17 protein-coding genes are annotated in these 14,857 nt (G+C 64.4%); 4 read left to right on the top strand and 13 right to left on the bottom strand.

The annotated features are described in order from the left end of the window. Positions 1–19 precede the first annotated feature (19 nt). Genes AC27E8_RS13090 through AC27E8_RS13080 form a run of 3 tightly spaced genes read left to right on the top strand, consistent with a single transcriptional unit; the run spans position 20 to position 1,401 of the window. Positions 20–466, top strand: a complete 447-nt coding sequence (locus tag AC27E8_RS13090) for a CidA/LrgA family protein (protein WP_487099724.1) — start codon at positions 20–22, stop codon at positions 464–466. Further along, positions 466–1,137 (top strand): LrgB family protein, encoded by a 672-nt coding sequence (locus AC27E8_RS13085; protein WP_487099970.1) that lies wholly within the window; start codon positions 466–468, stop codon positions 1,135–1,137. The genes AC27E8_RS13090 and AC27E8_RS13085 overlap by 1 nt, the downstream gene beginning before the upstream one ends. Before the next feature lie 51 nt (positions 1,138–1,188). Continuing rightward, positions 1,189–1,401, top strand: a complete 213-nt coding sequence (locus AC27E8_RS13080; RefSeq protein WP_012810215.1) for a YjzC family protein — start codon at positions 1,189–1,191, stop codon at positions 1,399–1,401. A gap of 40 nt (positions 1,402–1,441) precedes the next feature. Here the strand turns inward: AC27E8_RS13080 and AC27E8_RS13075 are convergent, their stop codons facing one another. From AC27E8_RS13075 to AC27E8_RS13020, 12 genes are all read right to left on the bottom strand, one after another. Then, positions 1,442–2,743 (bottom strand): DNA recombination protein RmuC, encoded by a 1,302-nt coding sequence (locus AC27E8_RS13075; protein WP_487099723.1) that lies wholly within the window; start codon positions 2,741–2,743, stop codon positions 1,442–1,444. A gap of 160 nt (positions 2,744–2,903) precedes the next feature. Continuing rightward, positions 2,904–4,100, bottom strand: a complete 1,197-nt coding sequence (locus AC27E8_RS13070; protein WP_487099722.1) for a thiolase family protein — start codon at positions 4,098–4,100, stop codon at positions 2,904–2,906. Between the two features lie 42 nt (positions 4,101–4,142). Beyond that, a complete protein-coding gene (locus tag AC27E8_RS13065) occupies positions 4,143–4,916 on the bottom strand; it encodes an enoyl-CoA hydratase-related protein (RefSeq protein WP_487099721.1) in 774 nt (257 codons plus the stop codon). A 103-nt stretch (positions 4,917–5,019) separates the two neighbouring features. Then, the gene (locus AC27E8_RS13060; RefSeq protein ID WP_487099720.1) at positions 5,020–6,462 is read right to left on the bottom strand and encodes an NAD-dependent succinate-semialdehyde dehydrogenase; all 1,443 of its coding nucleotides are present in this window, start codon (positions 6,460–6,462) and stop codon (positions 5,020–5,022) included. A 32-nt stretch (positions 6,463–6,494) separates the two neighbouring features. Then, a complete protein-coding gene (locus tag AC27E8_RS13055; protein ID WP_041695688.1) occupies positions 6,495–6,887 on the bottom strand; it encodes a thioesterase family protein in 393 nt (130 codons plus the stop codon). Positions 6,888–6,910: 23 nt separating this feature from the next. Then, the gene (locus AC27E8_RS13050; protein ID WP_041694994.1) at positions 6,911–7,219 is read right to left on the bottom strand and encodes an EthD family reductase; all 309 of its coding nucleotides are present in this window, start codon (positions 7,217–7,219) and stop codon (positions 6,911–6,913) included. 56 nt (positions 7,220–7,275) lie between these two features. Further along, a complete protein-coding gene (locus tag AC27E8_RS13045) occupies positions 7,276–8,598 on the bottom strand; it encodes a phenylacetate--CoA ligase family protein (protein WP_487099969.1) in 1,323 nt (440 codons plus the stop codon). A 100-nt stretch (positions 8,599–8,698) separates the two neighbouring features. Next, the gene (gene paaD, locus AC27E8_RS13040; RefSeq protein WP_487099719.1) at positions 8,699–9,169 is read right to left on the bottom strand and encodes a 1,2-phenylacetyl-CoA epoxidase subunit PaaD; all 471 of its coding nucleotides are present in this window, start codon (positions 9,167–9,169) and stop codon (positions 8,699–8,701) included. Between the two features lie 6 nt (positions 9,170–9,175). After that, entirely contained in the window at positions 9,176–9,964 is a 789-nt protein-coding gene (gene paaC / locus AC27E8_RS13035; protein WP_487099718.1) for a 1,2-phenylacetyl-CoA epoxidase subunit PaaC, read from the bottom strand. A gap of 5 nt (positions 9,965–9,969) precedes the next feature. Next, a complete protein-coding gene (locus AC27E8_RS13030) occupies positions 9,970–10,347 on the bottom strand; it encodes a phenylacetic acid degradation protein (RefSeq protein WP_487099717.1) in 378 nt (125 codons plus the stop codon). 12 nt (positions 10,348–10,359) lie between these two features. After that, positions 10,360–11,301: a 1,2-phenylacetyl-CoA epoxidase subunit PaaA gene (gene paaA / locus AC27E8_RS13025; RefSeq protein WP_487099716.1), complete on the bottom strand. Its 942-nt coding sequence runs from the start codon at positions 11,299–11,301 to the stop codon at positions 10,360–10,362. Between the two features lie 40 nt (positions 11,302–11,341). Continuing rightward, entirely contained in the window at positions 11,342–11,950 is a 609-nt protein-coding gene (locus tag AC27E8_RS13020) for a TetR/AcrR family transcriptional regulator (RefSeq protein ID WP_487099715.1), read from the bottom strand. A gap of 288 nt (positions 11,951–12,238) precedes the next feature. On the opposite strand from AC27E8_RS13020, the gene AC27E8_RS13015 reads away from it, so the two are divergent. After that, positions 12,239–12,589: a hypothetical protein gene (locus tag AC27E8_RS13015; protein WP_487099714.1), complete on the top strand. Its 351-nt coding sequence runs from the start codon at positions 12,239–12,241 to the stop codon at positions 12,587–12,589. Positions 12,590–12,660: 71 nt separating this feature from the next. Here the strand turns inward: AC27E8_RS13015 and AC27E8_RS13010 are convergent, their stop codons facing one another. Next, positions 12,661–14,691 carry an ATP-dependent Clp protease ATP-binding subunit gene (locus AC27E8_RS13010; RefSeq protein WP_487099713.1) on the bottom strand — a complete coding sequence of 677 codons (2,031 nt, stop codon included), beginning with the start codon at positions 14,689–14,691 and terminating at the stop codon, positions 12,661–12,663. Positions 14,692–14,857: the final 166 nt, after the last annotated feature.

Here is a 14,857-nt window from a genome sequence, read left to right as displayed (position 1 = left end):
ACTGTCTGGGGGGATCCACGTGCGGTCATTCGTGCCATCGTTCCTTCAACCATCTCGCCTGAGAGATGTCGGGATCGCGCTTGTACAAATCGCAGGGCTCTATGCCGTCACGGCGCTTTGCAACGCTGTGGTGCGGTGGCTGCACCTGCCTGTCCCAGGCAGCATCCTGGGCGTGGCCCTGGTGTTTGCGCTGCTTCAATCCGGCATCGTGAAATTGCGCTGGGTGGAGCAAGGCGCAGATCTTCTCATTCGAGAGCTCCTGCTGTTTTTCATTCCGTCCTCGGTGGGCGTGATGGCCTATGCGCCGCTCATGCGGCAGGACGGCTGGAAGATCGTCGCCGTTGTTGCCGTGGGCACCGTACTGGTGATGGTGGTCACCGGAGGCGTGGCAGAAGCGGTGTGGCGCGCACGCAACCGGACGCCCCGCGTTGAACAGAACCCGTCGCGGGAGGCGAACGCGTCGTGATGTGGCTCGGCCTCGTATCCACGCTGATGGCTTACGCCGCTTGCAAAGCGCTGTATCGCCGCTTCCACGTGGTCTTCCTCAACCCTATGATCACGTCGCTCGTGGCGCTCGTCCTGTTCCTGCACTTCGCGCACGTGTCCTACGCCACGTATGACGCCTCCGCTCGCTGGCTGACCGCGCTCCTCGGCCCAGCGACGGTGGCCTTCGCGGTGCCCTTGCACCGCCACTTTCCCGTTCTCAAGGCGCACTGGCCGGAGTTTTTGGTGAGCCTCACCTTCGGATCCGCCACCGGGATCACGGGTTCGGTCCTTTTGGCCAGGCTGTTGCGGCTCAACCACGCCGTGGTGACGAGCATCGCGCCGAGATCGGTCACGACGCCCATCGCCATGGACATTTCGCAGGCCATTGGCGGCATCCCAACTTTGACGGCCGTCTTCGTGATATTGACCGGCATCACCGGCGTCGTCGTGGGACCGTGGCTCTTGCGGCTGTTGCGCCTCAAATCCCCCGTGGCCCGCGGCGCGCTGTTCGGCATGGGCTCGCACGGCATTGGCACCGCGCGCGCGTTCGAATATGGCGCCATGGAAGGCACGTGCTCGAGCCTCGCGATGATTGTCGCGGCGTTCATCACGCTCGGCCTCGCGCCTGCGCTCGTGAGCGCACTCGGATGACGAGACCAGGAAACAAGCTCCGGTCATGCAGCCGCGCGTTCCGGACATGCTATGCCTGAGGTGATGGCCGTGGGCGAGCGATCCGAATTCACGCCGGGGTACAAAGCGCCGAACAACGGCGTCTACATCGAGGTGGGGGCGCATCCCGACAGCGAGGATCTCCACCATCCGAAGCGCGTATACCTTCACAAAGGCGAACGGTTCCCCGAGACCACCAACGACGACCGCAAATGGCGCCGCATCAAGACGAGCCACAAACACTGAAAAAAGCAGCGCGGGCACGTGGCCCGTGCTGCCCTTCTGTTTACGCCTCTTCTTCCCAGGACGCGTCGGGAAGCTCCGGCTGCGCCTCCACCGCCACGAGCTTGCGCTCGATTTGGCGCGATCGCGTCGCGGCGCGATCAATGGCGTTGGACGCCTCTTCCAGCTTTTTGCGCGTTCGCGCGAGCAACTCGCCGAACTTGCTGAACTCCGTCCGAATCGCGCCGAGCAGTTGCCAGACCTCGCTGGAGCGCTTCTGAATCGCAAGCGTGCGAAACCCCATCTGCAGGCTGTTGAGGAGCGCCGCGAGCGTGGTCGGCCCGGTGACAATCACGCGGTACTCGCGCGACAGCGACTCCCACAAACCACTGCGGCGCAGGACCTCGGCGAACAGCCCTTCCATTGGAAGGAAGAGGAGCGCGAACTCCGTGGTGTGGGGCGGGGCGATGTACTTTTGGCGGATGGACTTTGCCTCGTCGCGGATGCGCGCCTCAAGCGCCTTCGCCGCCTCCAGGAATCCAGCCTGATCGCCCGCATCCTGCGCCTCCACAAGCCGCTGATAGTCTTCGAGCGGAAACTTGGCGTCGATGGGTAGCCAGACGGGATCGTCCCCCTCCCGTCCGGGCAGCCGGATGGCAAAGTCGACGCGCTCGTCCGATCCCGGCTTGACCGCGACGTTTCGCGCGTACTGCTCGGGGCTCATGATCTGTTCGAGGAGCGCGTCCAATTGCACCTCCCCGAGGATGCCGCGCGTCTTCACGTTGGAAAGGACGCGCTTGAGATCGCCGACGCCAGCGGCGAGTGACTGCATCTCGCCGAGACCTTGGTGCACCTGCTCGAGGCGCTGACTCACGAGCTGGAACGACTCACCCAGGCGGCGCTCGAGCGTCTGATGAAGCTTTTCGTCGACCGTCAGGCGCATGCGCTCGAGTTCCTTGCGGTTTTCCTCTTGCAGATACTGGAGCCTCCGCTCGACCGTCTCGCGCGTCGCTTCGAGTTGGCGGGCCGTGAGCTGCGCCCACTCGCTGAATCGCTGGCTGAACGACTCAAGCTGAGCCCAATCCTTCTCGTTCCACTCGCCCAGCGCGTGCAGCAGGTTCTGATGTTGCAGCGAGATGGTCTGCGCGAGACTGCGCGAGGCTTCCGCCTGCGCGCTCATCAGCGCCTGGCTCTGGGACTGAATCGCCTGGGACATCTCCATGCGCAGGTCTCGCAACGCCCGTTCGTGGGCCTCGAGCTGAGCGATCAACCGCTGTTGATTGCGCTGCGTCAACTCCACTCGCCAGATTGTCCATGCCGCAAGCCCCAGCAACACGAGAAGCAGAACGATGTCGATTGTGTGCAAACCACGACCTCCTACGCGTATGCCAGAAACGGCCTACCGGCGCGCGGAAGACCTGTTCCGCCGGCCGGAGGCCGTCCTCGCTGTCTCCATTGTACCTCGTTCGACGCCACGGCGCGACGCCATTCGCGCGCCGAGAAACCGCGCGCCTCGCGGGCCTACCTCACGCGTCCACCCGCTCGAGAAGCGTCGCCACGCCCTGCCCCACACCGACGCAAAGCGTGGCAATGCCGTAGCGCGCCCCCGTGCGCACAAGCTGCTTCGCGAGCGTCCCAGCGAGGCGCGCCCCCGAGCAGCCGAGCGGATGCCCCAGCGCGATGGCGCCGCCATTCGGATTCACCTTGGCCGGATCGAATCCCAGCTCGCGGATGCACGCCACGGACTGCGCGGCAAAGGCCTCGTTCAACTCCACCCAGTCGATCTCGTCCACCTGCACCCCCGTCCTGGCGAGGAGCTTCCGCACGGCGTACACAGGGCCAATTCCCATCACGCGCGGGCTGACGCCCGCCGTCGCGCTCGCCACCCAGCGCGCGAGCGGCTTCAGGCCGAGTTCCCGCCCCTTTTCTTCCGACACGAGCACAAGCGCCGCCGCGCCATCGTTGATGCCCGACGAGTTGCCCGCCGTCACCGTGCCTCCCTCGCGGAAGGCGGGCTTGAGCTTCGCGAGCGCCTCCATGGTGGTGTCAGGCCGCGGATGCTCGTCGCGATCCACCACCGTCTCCTGCTTCTTCTCCTTCACAACGACGGGCACAATCTCCTCCGCGAAGATCCCCTCCGCCTGCGCTCTCGCGGCCTTCTGCTGGCTCGCGAGCGCAAAAGCGTCCTGGTCCTCGCGCGAGATGCCAAACTGCTCCGCCACGTTCTCGGCCGTCTCGCCCATGCTCTCGAGCGGATACGGAAACTGCGGATTCGGCATGCGCCAGCCCAGCGTCGTGTCCCACATGATCTGATTCCCGCGCACGTACTCCATCTCCGGCTTCGGGAACACGAGCGGCGCGCGCGTCATGCTCTCCACGCCCCCCGCGATGGCGATGTCGATCTCGCCAAGCGCAATCGCCTTCGCCGCCTGATTCACGGCCTCCAGTCCCGAGGCGCACAGGCGATTCACCGTGACGCCGGGGACGTGCTCGGGAAAGCCCGCGAGGAGCACCGCCATGCGCGCCACGTTCCGATTGTCCTCGCCCGCCTGGTTGGCGCAGCCCATGTACACTTCCTCGACCTGGCCCGGTTCGATCCCGGCCCGCTCGCAGACGTGCTTCAGCACGTGCGCGGCGAGATCGTCCGGGCGGACGCGCTTCAGTGCCCCGCCCTGTCTGCCGATGGGCGTCCGCACGTACTCGGCGATCCACACATTTCGCATGTGAAATCTCCTTTCATTGAAGAAATGCAGCGAAGTCAGAGCCTATCGGCCCTGAAAACGCGGCGACCGCTTTTCGAGAAACGCCCGCACACCTTCCTGGTGATCCGCCGTCTGGCCGGCCTCTTTCTGAAGCACGGCCTCGAGCTCGAGCGACTGCGCCAGGGTCTGCTCCATGCCCTCGTAATGCGCGCGCTTGATGAGCCCGATGGCGCGAGTGGGCATCGAAGCCAGCCGCTCGGCGAGCGCCATCGCGTCGGCCATCAACCTGTCGGCGGGCACGACGCGGTTGACGAGCCCCATCTCGTAGGCGCGGGAGGCATCGACGCGATCGCCCAACATGGCCAGTTCCATGGCCCGGCTGAGACCTACGATGCGCGGCAAGAACCAGGTTCCGCCGGAGTCCGGAATGAGCCCAATATTCACAAAAGCCTGAATGAATGTCGCCGTTTCGGAGGCAATGCGAAGATCGCAGGCGAGCGCTAGGCTGACGCCGGCGCCGGCCGCAACGCCGTTGATGGCGCAGACGATGGGCTTTTCGAGGTGCGTCATGGTCAGAATGAGCGGATTGTACGTCTCTCGGATGACCTTGGCGTAGTCGGCGTCGCCGCCGCCGAGATCCAGATCCTGTCCTGCACAGAAGCCGCGGCCCGCACCTGTCAAGAGGACAGAGCGGACGTCGCCGTCCTCTCCTGCGGCCTGGAACGCCTCCCGCAGGGCGAACAGCGTGTCCCGCGTCAAGGCATTCACCTTCTCCGGCCGGTTGAGGGTGACGACCATCACAGCCCCCTGGTGTTCCACGCGAACGCTTTCATGCATGCGCCGATGCTCCCTTCTTTCTCCCCTGTTCATCATAGCGCAAAATCCGCTGGAGCGGCTAGAAGCTGCGCAGGACCCCGCGCAGCTTCTCCCCCATCTCCCATCACCAGGCGAGCGAAATGTGCTTGATTTCGAGGAACTCGTCCATGGCGTGATGGCCGCCCTCGCGCCCGAGCCCGCTCTCCTTGAAGCCGCCGAACGGAGCCTGCGTCTGCACCGGCGCTCCGTCGTTGACGCCCACGATGCCGAATTCCAGCGCTTCGGCGACCCGAACGGCCCGGCCGAGATCGCGCGTGTACACGTACGCCGCGAGCCCATAGGGCGAATCGTTCGCGAGGCGGATGGCCTCGTCCTCGGTGTCGAAGACCGCCACGGGGAGCACCGGCCCGAACGTCTCCTCCTCGAGCACGCGCATGCCGCGCTCGACGCCGGTGAGAACGGTCGGCTCGACGAAGTAACCTTTGGCGTAGTCTCCCTCGGTCAGGCGGTTCCCTCCGCAGACCACGGCTGCGCCCTTGGAGCGCGCGTCTTCGATGTGGTTAAGCACCTTCTCGAGGCCGCGCTCATTGATGACCGGGCCGACTTCGACATCTGGATTCCTGCCGTCGCCCACCTTCGCCTTTTTCACGCGCGCCACCAGCCGCTCGACGAACGGCTCCGCGACAGAGCGCTCGACATACAGGCGATTGGTGCAGATGCACATCTGACCTGTGTTGCGGAACTTGCTCTCGAACACGCCCTTCACCGCGAGATCGAGATCGGCGTCGGCGAACACGAGAGTCGGGGCGTGTCCGCCGAGCTCGAGGCTGACGCGCTTGACATGCTCGGCTGCGCCCGCCATAAGCAGCTTGCCGACGCGCGTGCTGCCGGTGAAGGCGATCTTCGCCACCTTCGGGCTCTTGAGGAACGCTTCTCCCACCTTGTCGGGTTGCCCAATCACGAGGTTGGCCACGCCTGGCGGGAAGCCCGCCTCGTGGATCAACTCAAACAACCGAATGGCGGAGAGCGGCGTCGCCTCAGCCGGTTTCAGCACGACCGTGCATCCCGCGGCGAGCGCCGGCGCGATTTTGCGCGCCACCATGTTCACCGGGAAGTTCCAAGGCGTGATGGCCGCCACGACGCCCACGGGCTGACGATGCACGAGGATCCGTTTGTTGGGAAAACTCGACGGAATGGTCTCCCCGTAGACGCGCTTCGCCTCTTCCGCGTACCATAGGAAGTAGTCGGCCGAACCGACCACCTCTCCCTTCGCCTCGCGGATGGGCTTGCCCATCTCGGCCGACACGAGCTCCGCGAGCTCATTCCGATGCTGATACACGAGCTCGTACAAACGATACAGGTAGCGGGAGCGCTCTCTCGCCAAAAGCCGGCTCCACTCCGGGAACGCCGCGTGCGCCGCGTCGATGGCGCGGAGCGCGTCGCGATGATCTCCGAATGCCGCGCGTCCCACTACCTCGCCAGTCGCGGGATTTCTCACCTCCAGCGATTCCCCCGAAATCGAATCCACCCATTCCCCACCGATGTACATCTTCCGGATGTCTGTCATGTCGATCTCCCTTCTCTGTTCGGCCCACGCCGTCACGCCATCGCCCGAATACGCGCCTCGATCTTCGCCTTCGGCAAGATGTACTGCACGACCTCGCCCTCGCCAATCCGGGCCTTGTCGTGTTCCGCCCAGACGCGGCAGTCCACTCTCGGACCCTCCACGCGCGTCACCTCGGCGTAAAACGAGACGCGCTTGCCGACGGGCGCGGGCGCCAGATGCCGCACGGACACGCTGTGGCCGATGCCTTCCTCGCCGTCTTCAAGGTAGTCGAGGATGGTTCGCCGAGCCACCCATTCCATGTACGAGATCATGGTCGCCGTCGACAGCACGGGATGTACGCGCTTTCCAAGGAACGAAGGACACATGTCCTCGGTCACCGTGATCTCCCACGACTTCTGTTGACCTGGCGCCAGCCCTTCGCGCATTGCCTTCACCTCCGCCCCGAGCGTCACCCCTCGTCGACCTGGCCGACCATCATCGTGACGATGTCGCCCGCGAAGCTCATGACATCCTTCGCCGCGGCCTTGTTCTCCGGCGATTTCATGGCCTGCCTGAACGTCTCCTCGTTCTCGAAGTACATCTCCGCCATGAGATAGTAAGGCGCCTCGCCACCCATGGCGTCGGACTTGATGCGCGTCACCTCGGCGCGCACGAGCCCTGGCACCTTTTCCACCAGCGGCAGATGCACTTCGCGATAATGCGCCTCAAACGCCTCCACGTCCGCGGGCTTTTTGTAAAGCGCAATCAATTTGATCATACCTCAACTCTTCCTTTCTCGCATAGGAAATGGATGCCCGGGCGGTTTCGCACGCGTCACGCGTACACGTGCCGGCGATCGACCACCCGCACGGCCTTGCCCTCGCTGCGCGGCAAGCTCCCCGCAGGCACCGCGCGCACGTCCGTGCTGAGCCCAAGGACGTCCCGCAGCCTCGAGGCGACGCGGGCGCACAGGGCCTGCTCGACGCCCGGTTCGGCCGCATCGCCCGCCTGTCGCGCCCACACCACGTCGAGCTCGACGAGCACGGTCAGCCGATCCAAACCGCCCTCGCGCTCCACCACAATCTGGTAGTGCGGCGAAAGCCCCTCGGTGGCGAACAGGACCGCCTCAATTTCCGAAGGAAACACGTTCACCCCGCGCACGATGAGCATGTCGTCGATCCGCCCCTTGATGCGCGTCATCCGCGCGTGCGTGCGGCCGCACCGACATGGCTCGGGGATGAGGGCCGCCACGTCGCCCGTGCGGTAGCGCACGACGGGCATGGCCTCCTTCGTGAGCGTGGTAAACACCAGCTCGCCGTAGGTGCCGGGTGGCACAGGCTCGAGCGTCTCTGGATCGATGACCTCGACGAGAAAGTGGTCCTCCGCGATGTGGAGCCCTTCCTGCGCGTCGATGCACTCGATCCCGACGCCAGGCCCAATGACCTCCGACAGCCCGTACACGTCCATCGCCTTGAACCCATAGGCGTCCTCGAGTTTCTGCCGCATCTCCTCCGTCCAAGGCTCCGCCCCGAAGATGCCGTACTGGATCCCGATGGCGCGCGGATCCTTGCCCTCTGCCCGCATATGTTCGGCGATGGTCAGGCAATACGACGGCGTGCCCGCAATCCCGCGCGGCCGCAGATCCTCCATCAGCGTCACCTGGCGAGCCGTCTGGCCGCCCGAGACGGGCACCACGGTCATGCCCAGCCGCTCCGCGCCGTAGTGGAAGCCGAGCCCGCCCGTGAACAGGCCGTATCCGTAGATGACGTGAAACACGTCGCCAGGCCTGCCGCCCGCCGTCACAATGGACCTCGCGACGATCTCGCTCCATCGGCCGAGATCGCCCTGGGTGTACGCGACAAGCGTCGGCTTGCCTTTCGTGCCAGACGAGCCGTGGATGCGCGCCACTTCGCGTTTGTCCACGGCCAGCAGGCCGAGCGGATAGTGATCGCGCAAGTCCTGCTTGCGCGTGAAGGGAAATCGCGCTAGATCGGCGAGCGTGTGCAAGTCGGACGGCTTCACGCCCGCCTCGTCGAAGCGAGCGCGATAAAACGGCACCCGCGCGTACACCCGCTCTAGCATCGCGCGGAGTCGCGCAAGCTGCAGTGCCTCCAAATCCGCGCGGGACATGGTCTCCAACTCGGGCTGATACATCATGGCCACCGGCATTCGCCTCCTGTTCCTATCGGCACGCATGCGGCCGACGCGATGCAAGCGCTTCCATCAAGGCGCGAACGGCTGTTTGGTTCTCCTCCGTTTACGGCTTCATCGCCTCAAACGGCTGGCGACAAGCTCGGCAGTAGTAGACGGCGCGGCACGGCGTTGGGCCGAACAAGCTCTCAATGTCGGTGTCGCGCGCGCCGCAGTACGGACATGCGACGGGCGCGGCATCGCTCTTCGCCGGGACCGCCACACCCATCTGGCGCAGCTTGTCGATCCCGTCCGGCGTGATGCGGCTTGGATCCCAGATCACGTCGAGCGCAAACGCCACCTCAGCCTCAAACCCCTGCTCCGCCAAGGCTGCCCGCACCTTGTCTGCAATCCAGCCCAGCGCCGGACAACCCAGAAACGTGGGGATGAGTTCCACGCGCGCGCCGCGATGGTCCACCGCCACCGATTTCACCATGCCGAGATCGATCACGCTCACCACGGGCAACTCGGGATCCGGCACGCAGGCGAGCGCCTGCCAGACCGCCTCCTCGGACATCGAGCGGATGGTCACGCGCATCCCTCCTCACCAGGTGGCGGCGCCGAGGCTGCGCACGCCGTTCATCGTCGCGAGGAGTTCCGCCGCATCCTCGTGATGAGCCACCGGGCGGGCGCCTTCCCGAGGCTGAGCGGCCAATGTGGCCTCGACGTCCTGCACCGGCAGCCCCGCCTTGGTCAGTGTCGGCGCGATGCGCGCCACAAACGCCCGGCGCAATTCCGCGAAGGGCCGCGACAGGATGCCGAGATCGAAAAGCGCCTGTGGATCCACCGCAAAGGCCGCAAGGTCCGGCAGATCCGGGAGCAGCGCCTCAAACGCGGCGCGAAGCCTGGCCGCCGCTTCGCCGCCTGCGCGGCCGAGATCGACGACCCACTTCTCCATATGCAAGTGATGGTAGTGTTCTTCGCGCAGCATGCGCCGGGCGCCTTGCGCCCACAGGGCGTCCCCCGACTCGGCCAGCGCCTCGAGCCGTACGGCGTCCCACGCGTCATACAGGTAATGGCGGAGCACCGTGTGCGCCCAGTCGCCGTTTGGCCGCGCACAGAGGGCCGCGTGCCTCCTCTCCGCCGCGGCGCGATCGAACGCGAGCGCGTCTGCTTGACCCAAGCCCGAGGTTTCCGCCACCTCGTACCAGAACGCGGCATGGCGCACCTCGTCTTGCGCCATGGAGGCAAATGCCACGTCCTCTTCCACTTCCGGCGCGAGGCCCAGCCATTCGGAGTCCCGGTGGCCGAGGAACAGTTCCTCGTCGCCGAGCTGTAGAGCAAGCTCCCCGATGATGGGGTCGAGCGCTTGCGTGTCACCCTCTCTCGCCACCGAACTCACTCCTTTCGCACGTCTGCGATCACGTCGTCGATGTTCATCGCCTGCGCCTTGAAGCGCTTCCACCGGCGCGCGTTATCGGAGTAGCCGGACACCTCCCGGTACTTCCGGTCGAACTCGCGCGCGAACCAGTCGGGATCGTCCGGGGTCGCGTGGACGTCCTCACGGCGCACGGCCCATACGCTGACCGCCTCTGCGCGGCGCAGGAAATTCTCACGCGCGAGCTGGAGCGCCCATTCGGGCGAAGGGGCGAGGAGGCTCCCTACGTGGACGTGCGGGTCGAGATCGGACGCCTGAACGAAGATTTCGTAGACGTCGTAGGACGTATCGACAGCCTGCTCCTGGATGCGATCTTGCTCCACCTGGGTCATGGCCATCATCATCACTCCCTACACTGCGGCCGCCGTGCGCGCCCTGACGAGCGCCTCGCGGACCCACGCCTGATCCTGGTGAGCCATGCGGCGCAGCGCAATGCGTTCCTGCGACTTCGGCCCCGTATTGTCGCGAACCACGCGCGACCACCGCTCCCAGTCGGGCTCCGTATACCGCCACAGCCCCGCCTCTTCGTCGAACCGAAGCGCCGAATCCGGGATCTCGAGGCCAACCGACCGGATCCTCGGCACGTACCGCGTGAGGAATTTCTGACGCAGCTCTTCATTCGTGCGCGATCGGATGCGATACTCCATCATGCGCCGAGCCGCATCGGTGACGATGGGCGGTCCGAAGAAGAAAAGGATGGCCTCCCACCAGCGGTTAAGCGCTTCCTGGAGCATCTCCCGCTGCCACGACTCGCCCTCCGCGAGCGAGAGGATGATGGACTCTCCGTGCTGCATGTGGAAGCTCTCTTCCGCGCAGATGCGCTTCAAGACCCGCGCGTAGGGCGCGTACGAGCAGTCGAGCAGCGCCGTCTGCGTGATGATGGCCGCGCCATCGACGAGCCACCCGATGATGCCAGCGTCCGCCCACGTCGGCGCCTCCATGTGAAACACATTGTGAAACTTGACACGGCCCGCGATGACGTCGTCCATCAGTTCGATCCGGCTCCGCCCGAGCGGCGCCGCCAGGTCCTCCGCCACCCGCAGCAGCAACTGCCCATGGCCGATCTCGTCCTGAACCTTCGCCATGAGCGACATCTTGCGGCGCAACGTCGGCGCCTTGGGGACCCACTCCTTCTCGGGATACGCGCCCATGATCTCGCTCACGGCGTGCATGTGAATGAGCCGTAACAGCAGGAGTCGATAATCCTCTGGCATCCAGTCGTGCGCCTCAATCTTCTCTCCGCGCTGAATTCGCGCCATGAACGCTTCCATCCGAGTCTCGGACAATCTCATTCGCCTCCCCTGGCAAGAAGTGCGGCTCGGTTCTCTCGTTTCAAGCCTCGCCCAGCAGTTCGTACGCGGCAGGCTGACCCGTTCCGATTCCATGGAATAAGAGCGCCCAAAAGTGTTCCGCGATATCTTCTGGCGTAAACTCGCCGCCCGGCCGATACCACTGGTAGACCCAGTTCGCAACGGACAGCAGGCACAAGCGCACGAATTTCGGATCTGCTTTTCGCACAACGCCTTGCGCCATTCCCTCTTCAATCCACTTGCGCCAGTGCGCCTCGTACCGATCCCGCTTCAACTGAATGACGTTCCGCCGATCCTCGGAAAGCGCGCGCCACTCGTGAAAGAACACCTTCGCCGACTCCTGTTTATCGGCGACCACGCGAATGTGTGCCCGTAGTCCCTGGCGCAATCGATCCACGGGATGCTGCCATTTGGACTCGACGGCGCGAGCGGCGAGCAGAAACGCCTCCGCCCCCTCATCGGCGATTTCGAATAGTAAGTCTTCTTTTGACTCAATATGCGCGTACAGGCTGCCCGAGAGTACCCCGGCCTCCACTGCGATCTCGCGGATGGTTGTGCCATGATACCCCTTCTCGCTGAACAGCCTCCTCGCCGCGGCGAGAATTTGCTCTTTCTGACTCGGCCTCGGCATTCTCGTCTCCCCTCCTGCAGAACCATAAAGCAAGCGCTTGCTTGCTTAACGTCATTATACGACGCACCGCGTCGCTTCGCAAGCGACGGATGCGACCTAGGTCTATTTTCGATCGAATCGGCGGACATGTAAAGGCGTTCTGAAAGGTTTGAAAAAAGTTCAACTTCGCACGAGATTACCTCATCACCACCAACTTGTCGACAACACATCCGACGGAATCCCCGGGCATCGACCGCGACGGCGCAGAGCTTCGTGGCATAAGGTACGAATAGGTTGGGGGGTGAAACCATGTGCACAAAAGCTGAATGCGAGCGCCTCGTCGGGCGCTGGGTCACGTTTCGCACCCCATACGGACAGCACCAGGGCTTGATTGAGCGGGTGACGGCGGACGGCCGCGTGATCGTGCTGTCGCCCCGCTCTGAAGCCGTGCCGTCCCTCATTCTCACAGAGGGCGATGCGGCGGGCGTGGATCCCGTCCTCGCATACGGAGGCTTCGGCCCAGGTCCCATGGGCGGGCCAGGGTACGGCACTTCTCCCTATGGCGCCCCAGGCATGGGATACGGCTATGGAGGTGCGTGGGTGCGCTGGGCCGTGCCGTTTCTCATCATCTACGCGCTATTCGGGCTTTTCTTCTGGTGATGAGAAACCAAAAGCGCGGGAACCCATGGCCTGGGTTCTCCGCGCTTTTTTGCTCATGCGGATGGTTCAACTCATGCGGACGGCACGGGCTCGGGCGTCTGCACGACCAACGCCTCTCCTTCTACGTCCAAATGCACCTCGCGGACCTCTTCATCCATCAACCGGTCCGCGATGGGATCCTCGACGTACGCCTGGATGGTCCGGCGGAGCGGGCGCGCGCCGAGGGCCGGGTGATAGCCGCGCTCCGCCAACCAGTGCACGGCCTCTTCGCTCCAGGAAAGCGTCACCCCGCGCTCCGAGAGAAGCTCGCGCACCTCGGCGAGCATCAACTCGACAATGCGTCGCACCTCAGCCTGCCCCAACGGACGGAACCGGACAATGGCGTCAAACCGGTTGAGAAACTCCGGCTTGAAGTAGGCCGACAAATCGCCGAGATCGACGTCGGCGCGGGCTTCCTCATCGCGTTTCGTCGTAAAGCCGACGTGGCTTTTCCGCTCCACCTCGCCCGCATTCGACGTCATGATGATGAGCGTGTCCTTGAAGCTCACCGTACGACCTTGGCTGTCGGTCAGGCGCCCGTCCTCCATGATCTGGAGGAAGATATGCTGCACGTCCGGGTGCGCCTTTTCGATCTCGTCCACCAAAATGAGGCTGTACGGGTGGCGACGAACCTGCTCCGTCAACTGGCCCGCCTGCTCGTAGCCGACATACCCAGGCGGCGCGCCAATGAGCTTCGACACCGAATGCTTCTCCATGTACTCGCTCATGTCGAGCCGGATCATCGCGTCCTTCGATCCGAAGAGAAGTTCCGCGAGTCTCCGAGCCATCTCGGTCTTCCCCACGCCCGTGGGACCCACAAACAAGAAACTCCCGATGGGCCGGTCGCCCCTCCGCAGCCCCACGCGGCTGCGGCGAATAGCGCGCGCCACTTGGCGCACCGCCTCGTCCTGGCCGATCACGACGGAGGCGAGATCGGCCTCCAGGTTCTTGAGCTTGGCCTGCTCATCGGCCTGCATCCTCGTGACCGGGATGCCCGTCTTCGCCTCGACAATCGCCGCAATCTGCTCCTCGTCGACGACGGGCACGTCAGGCCCGCTCGCCGCATGAGCCAGTTCCGCTCGAAGCTTCTCCTCTTCGGCCTTCAACGCGGCCGCTCGCTCGTAGGCCTCCTGGCGAATGGCCAACTCCTTTTCCCTCGCGATGGCGGCGAGGCGCTCCTGGATGCTCGCGCGATCCCCGCCGTACTGCAAGTTAGCCTTCGATCCGGCCTCGTCCATCAGATCAATGGCCTTGTCCGGAAGGAACCGATCGCCAATATAGCGGTGAGACAGCGTCACGCACGCGCGAATGGCAGCGTCCGTGTAGCGCACGCCGTGATATGCCTCATACCGCGGCCGCAATCCTTCGAGAATGCGCACGGCCTCCTCGACGGACGGCTCGTCCACCATGACGGGCTGAAACCTGCGCTCGAGCGCCGGGTCCTTCTCGATTTGACGGTACTCGTCGAGCGTCGTGGCCCCAATGACCTGGATATCTCCGCGCGCCAACGCAGGCTTGAGGATGTTCCCCGCGTCGAGCCCGCCCTGCGAAGCGCCGGCCCCGACCAACAGATGGATCTCGTCGATGAACGCAATGACGTCCTGGCGAGACTCGAGTTCGGCAATGAGTTGCTTCATGCGGCTCTCGAATTGGCCCCGGATCCCGGTGTCTGCCACCAGGGAAGCCACGTCGAGCGCATAGATGGTCTTGCCCAACAGCTTCTTCGGCACCCGCCCTTCGGCGATGCGCAGGGCGATGCCTTCGACAATGGCCGTCTTCCCGACGCCAGGTTCACCGATGAGCACGGGATTGTTCTTGTTGCGCCGGTTCAGGATTTCCAGCGTGCGCTCGATCTCGTCCTCGCGGCCAATGAGGGGATCGATCTTCCCCGCTTTCGCCAGCTCGGTGAGATTGCGTCCAAACTGTTCGAGCACCCCGCCGTTCTTGCCACTGCCGGACAGCGTCTGCACGGGCTGCCCGACAGGTTGGCCGCTCATTTGACGAAACCAATCATCAAACGGGAACCCCCCGCCCAGGATGAACTCCGGATTGATGAATGGCATGATGGCCACCTCCAGCCTTACGGACACCTGCACGGACGTAAGCGGGCTGATACGCAAAACCTTGCGAATCTCAAAGACGGCGCCCGCCCACGTCTCGACCGTTGATTGATGTTGACTAACTTTGACCTTTAGTCGATAGTTTACCTTTCCTTTCCTTTCCTTTCCT

The sequence above is a fragment of the Alicyclobacillus sp. CIJ1 genome (genome assembly GCF_057538885.1).
The sequence above is the reverse complement of the archived record's forward strand: the minus strand, read 5'-3'. Positions and strand labels throughout refer to the sequence as shown.

What these genes read in the sequence shown, in the direction of transcription:
- AC27E8_RS13055 (WP_041695688.1), bottom strand. Translation starts at nt 6,887, where the DNA reads ATGCGCGAAGGGCTGGCGCCAGGTCAACAGAAGTCGTGGGAGATCACG.
- AC27E8_RS13050 (WP_041694994.1), bottom strand. Translation starts at nt 7,219, where the DNA reads ATGATCAAATTGATTGCGCTTTACAAAAAGCCCGCGGACGTGGAGGCG.
- AC27E8_RS13030 (WP_487099717.1), bottom strand. Translation starts at nt 10,347, where the DNA reads ATGGCCATGACCCAGGTGGAGCAAGATCGCATCCAGGAGCAGGCTGTC.
- AC27E8_RS13065 (WP_487099721.1), bottom strand. Translation starts at nt 4,916, where the DNA reads ATGCATGAAAGCGTTCGCGTGGAACACCAGGGGGCTGTGATGGTCGTC.
- AC27E8_RS13085 (WP_487099970.1), top strand. Translation starts at nt 466, where the DNA reads ATGTGGCTCGGCCTCGTATCCACGCTGATGGCTTACGCCGCTTGCAAA.
- AC27E8_RS13070 (WP_487099722.1), bottom strand. Translation starts at nt 4,100, where the DNA reads ATGCGAAATGTGTGGATCGCCGAGTACGTGCGGACGCCCATCGGCAGA.
- paaD (WP_487099719.1), bottom strand. Translation starts at nt 9,169, where the DNA reads ATGCGCGTGACCATCCGCTCGATGTCCGAGGAGGCGGTCTGGCAGGCG.
- AC27E8_RS13010 (WP_487099713.1), bottom strand. Translation starts at nt 14,691, where the DNA reads ATGCCATTCATCAATCCGGAGTTCATCCTGGGCGGGGGGTTCCCGTTT.
- paaA (WP_487099716.1), bottom strand. Translation starts at nt 11,301, where the DNA reads ATGAGATTGTCCGAGACTCGGATGGAAGCGTTCATGGCGCGAATTCAG.
- AC27E8_RS13060 (WP_487099720.1), bottom strand. Translation starts at nt 6,462, where the DNA reads ATGACAGACATCCGGAAGATGTACATCGGTGGGGAATGGGTGGATTCG.
- AC27E8_RS13020 (WP_487099715.1), bottom strand. Translation starts at nt 11,950, where the DNA reads ATGCCGAGGCCGAGTCAGAAAGAGCAAATTCTCGCCGCGGCGAGGAGG.
- AC27E8_RS13015 (WP_487099714.1), top strand. Translation starts at nt 12,239, where the DNA reads ATGTGCACAAAAGCTGAATGCGAGCGCCTCGTCGGGCGCTGGGTCACG.
- AC27E8_RS13045 (WP_487099969.1), bottom strand. Translation starts at nt 8,598, where the DNA reads ATGATGTATCAGCCCGAGTTGGAGACCATGTCCCGCGCGGATTTGGAG.
- AC27E8_RS13080 (WP_012810215.1), top strand. Translation starts at nt 1,189, where the DNA reads ATGCCTGAGGTGATGGCCGTGGGCGAGCGATCCGAATTCACGCCGGGG.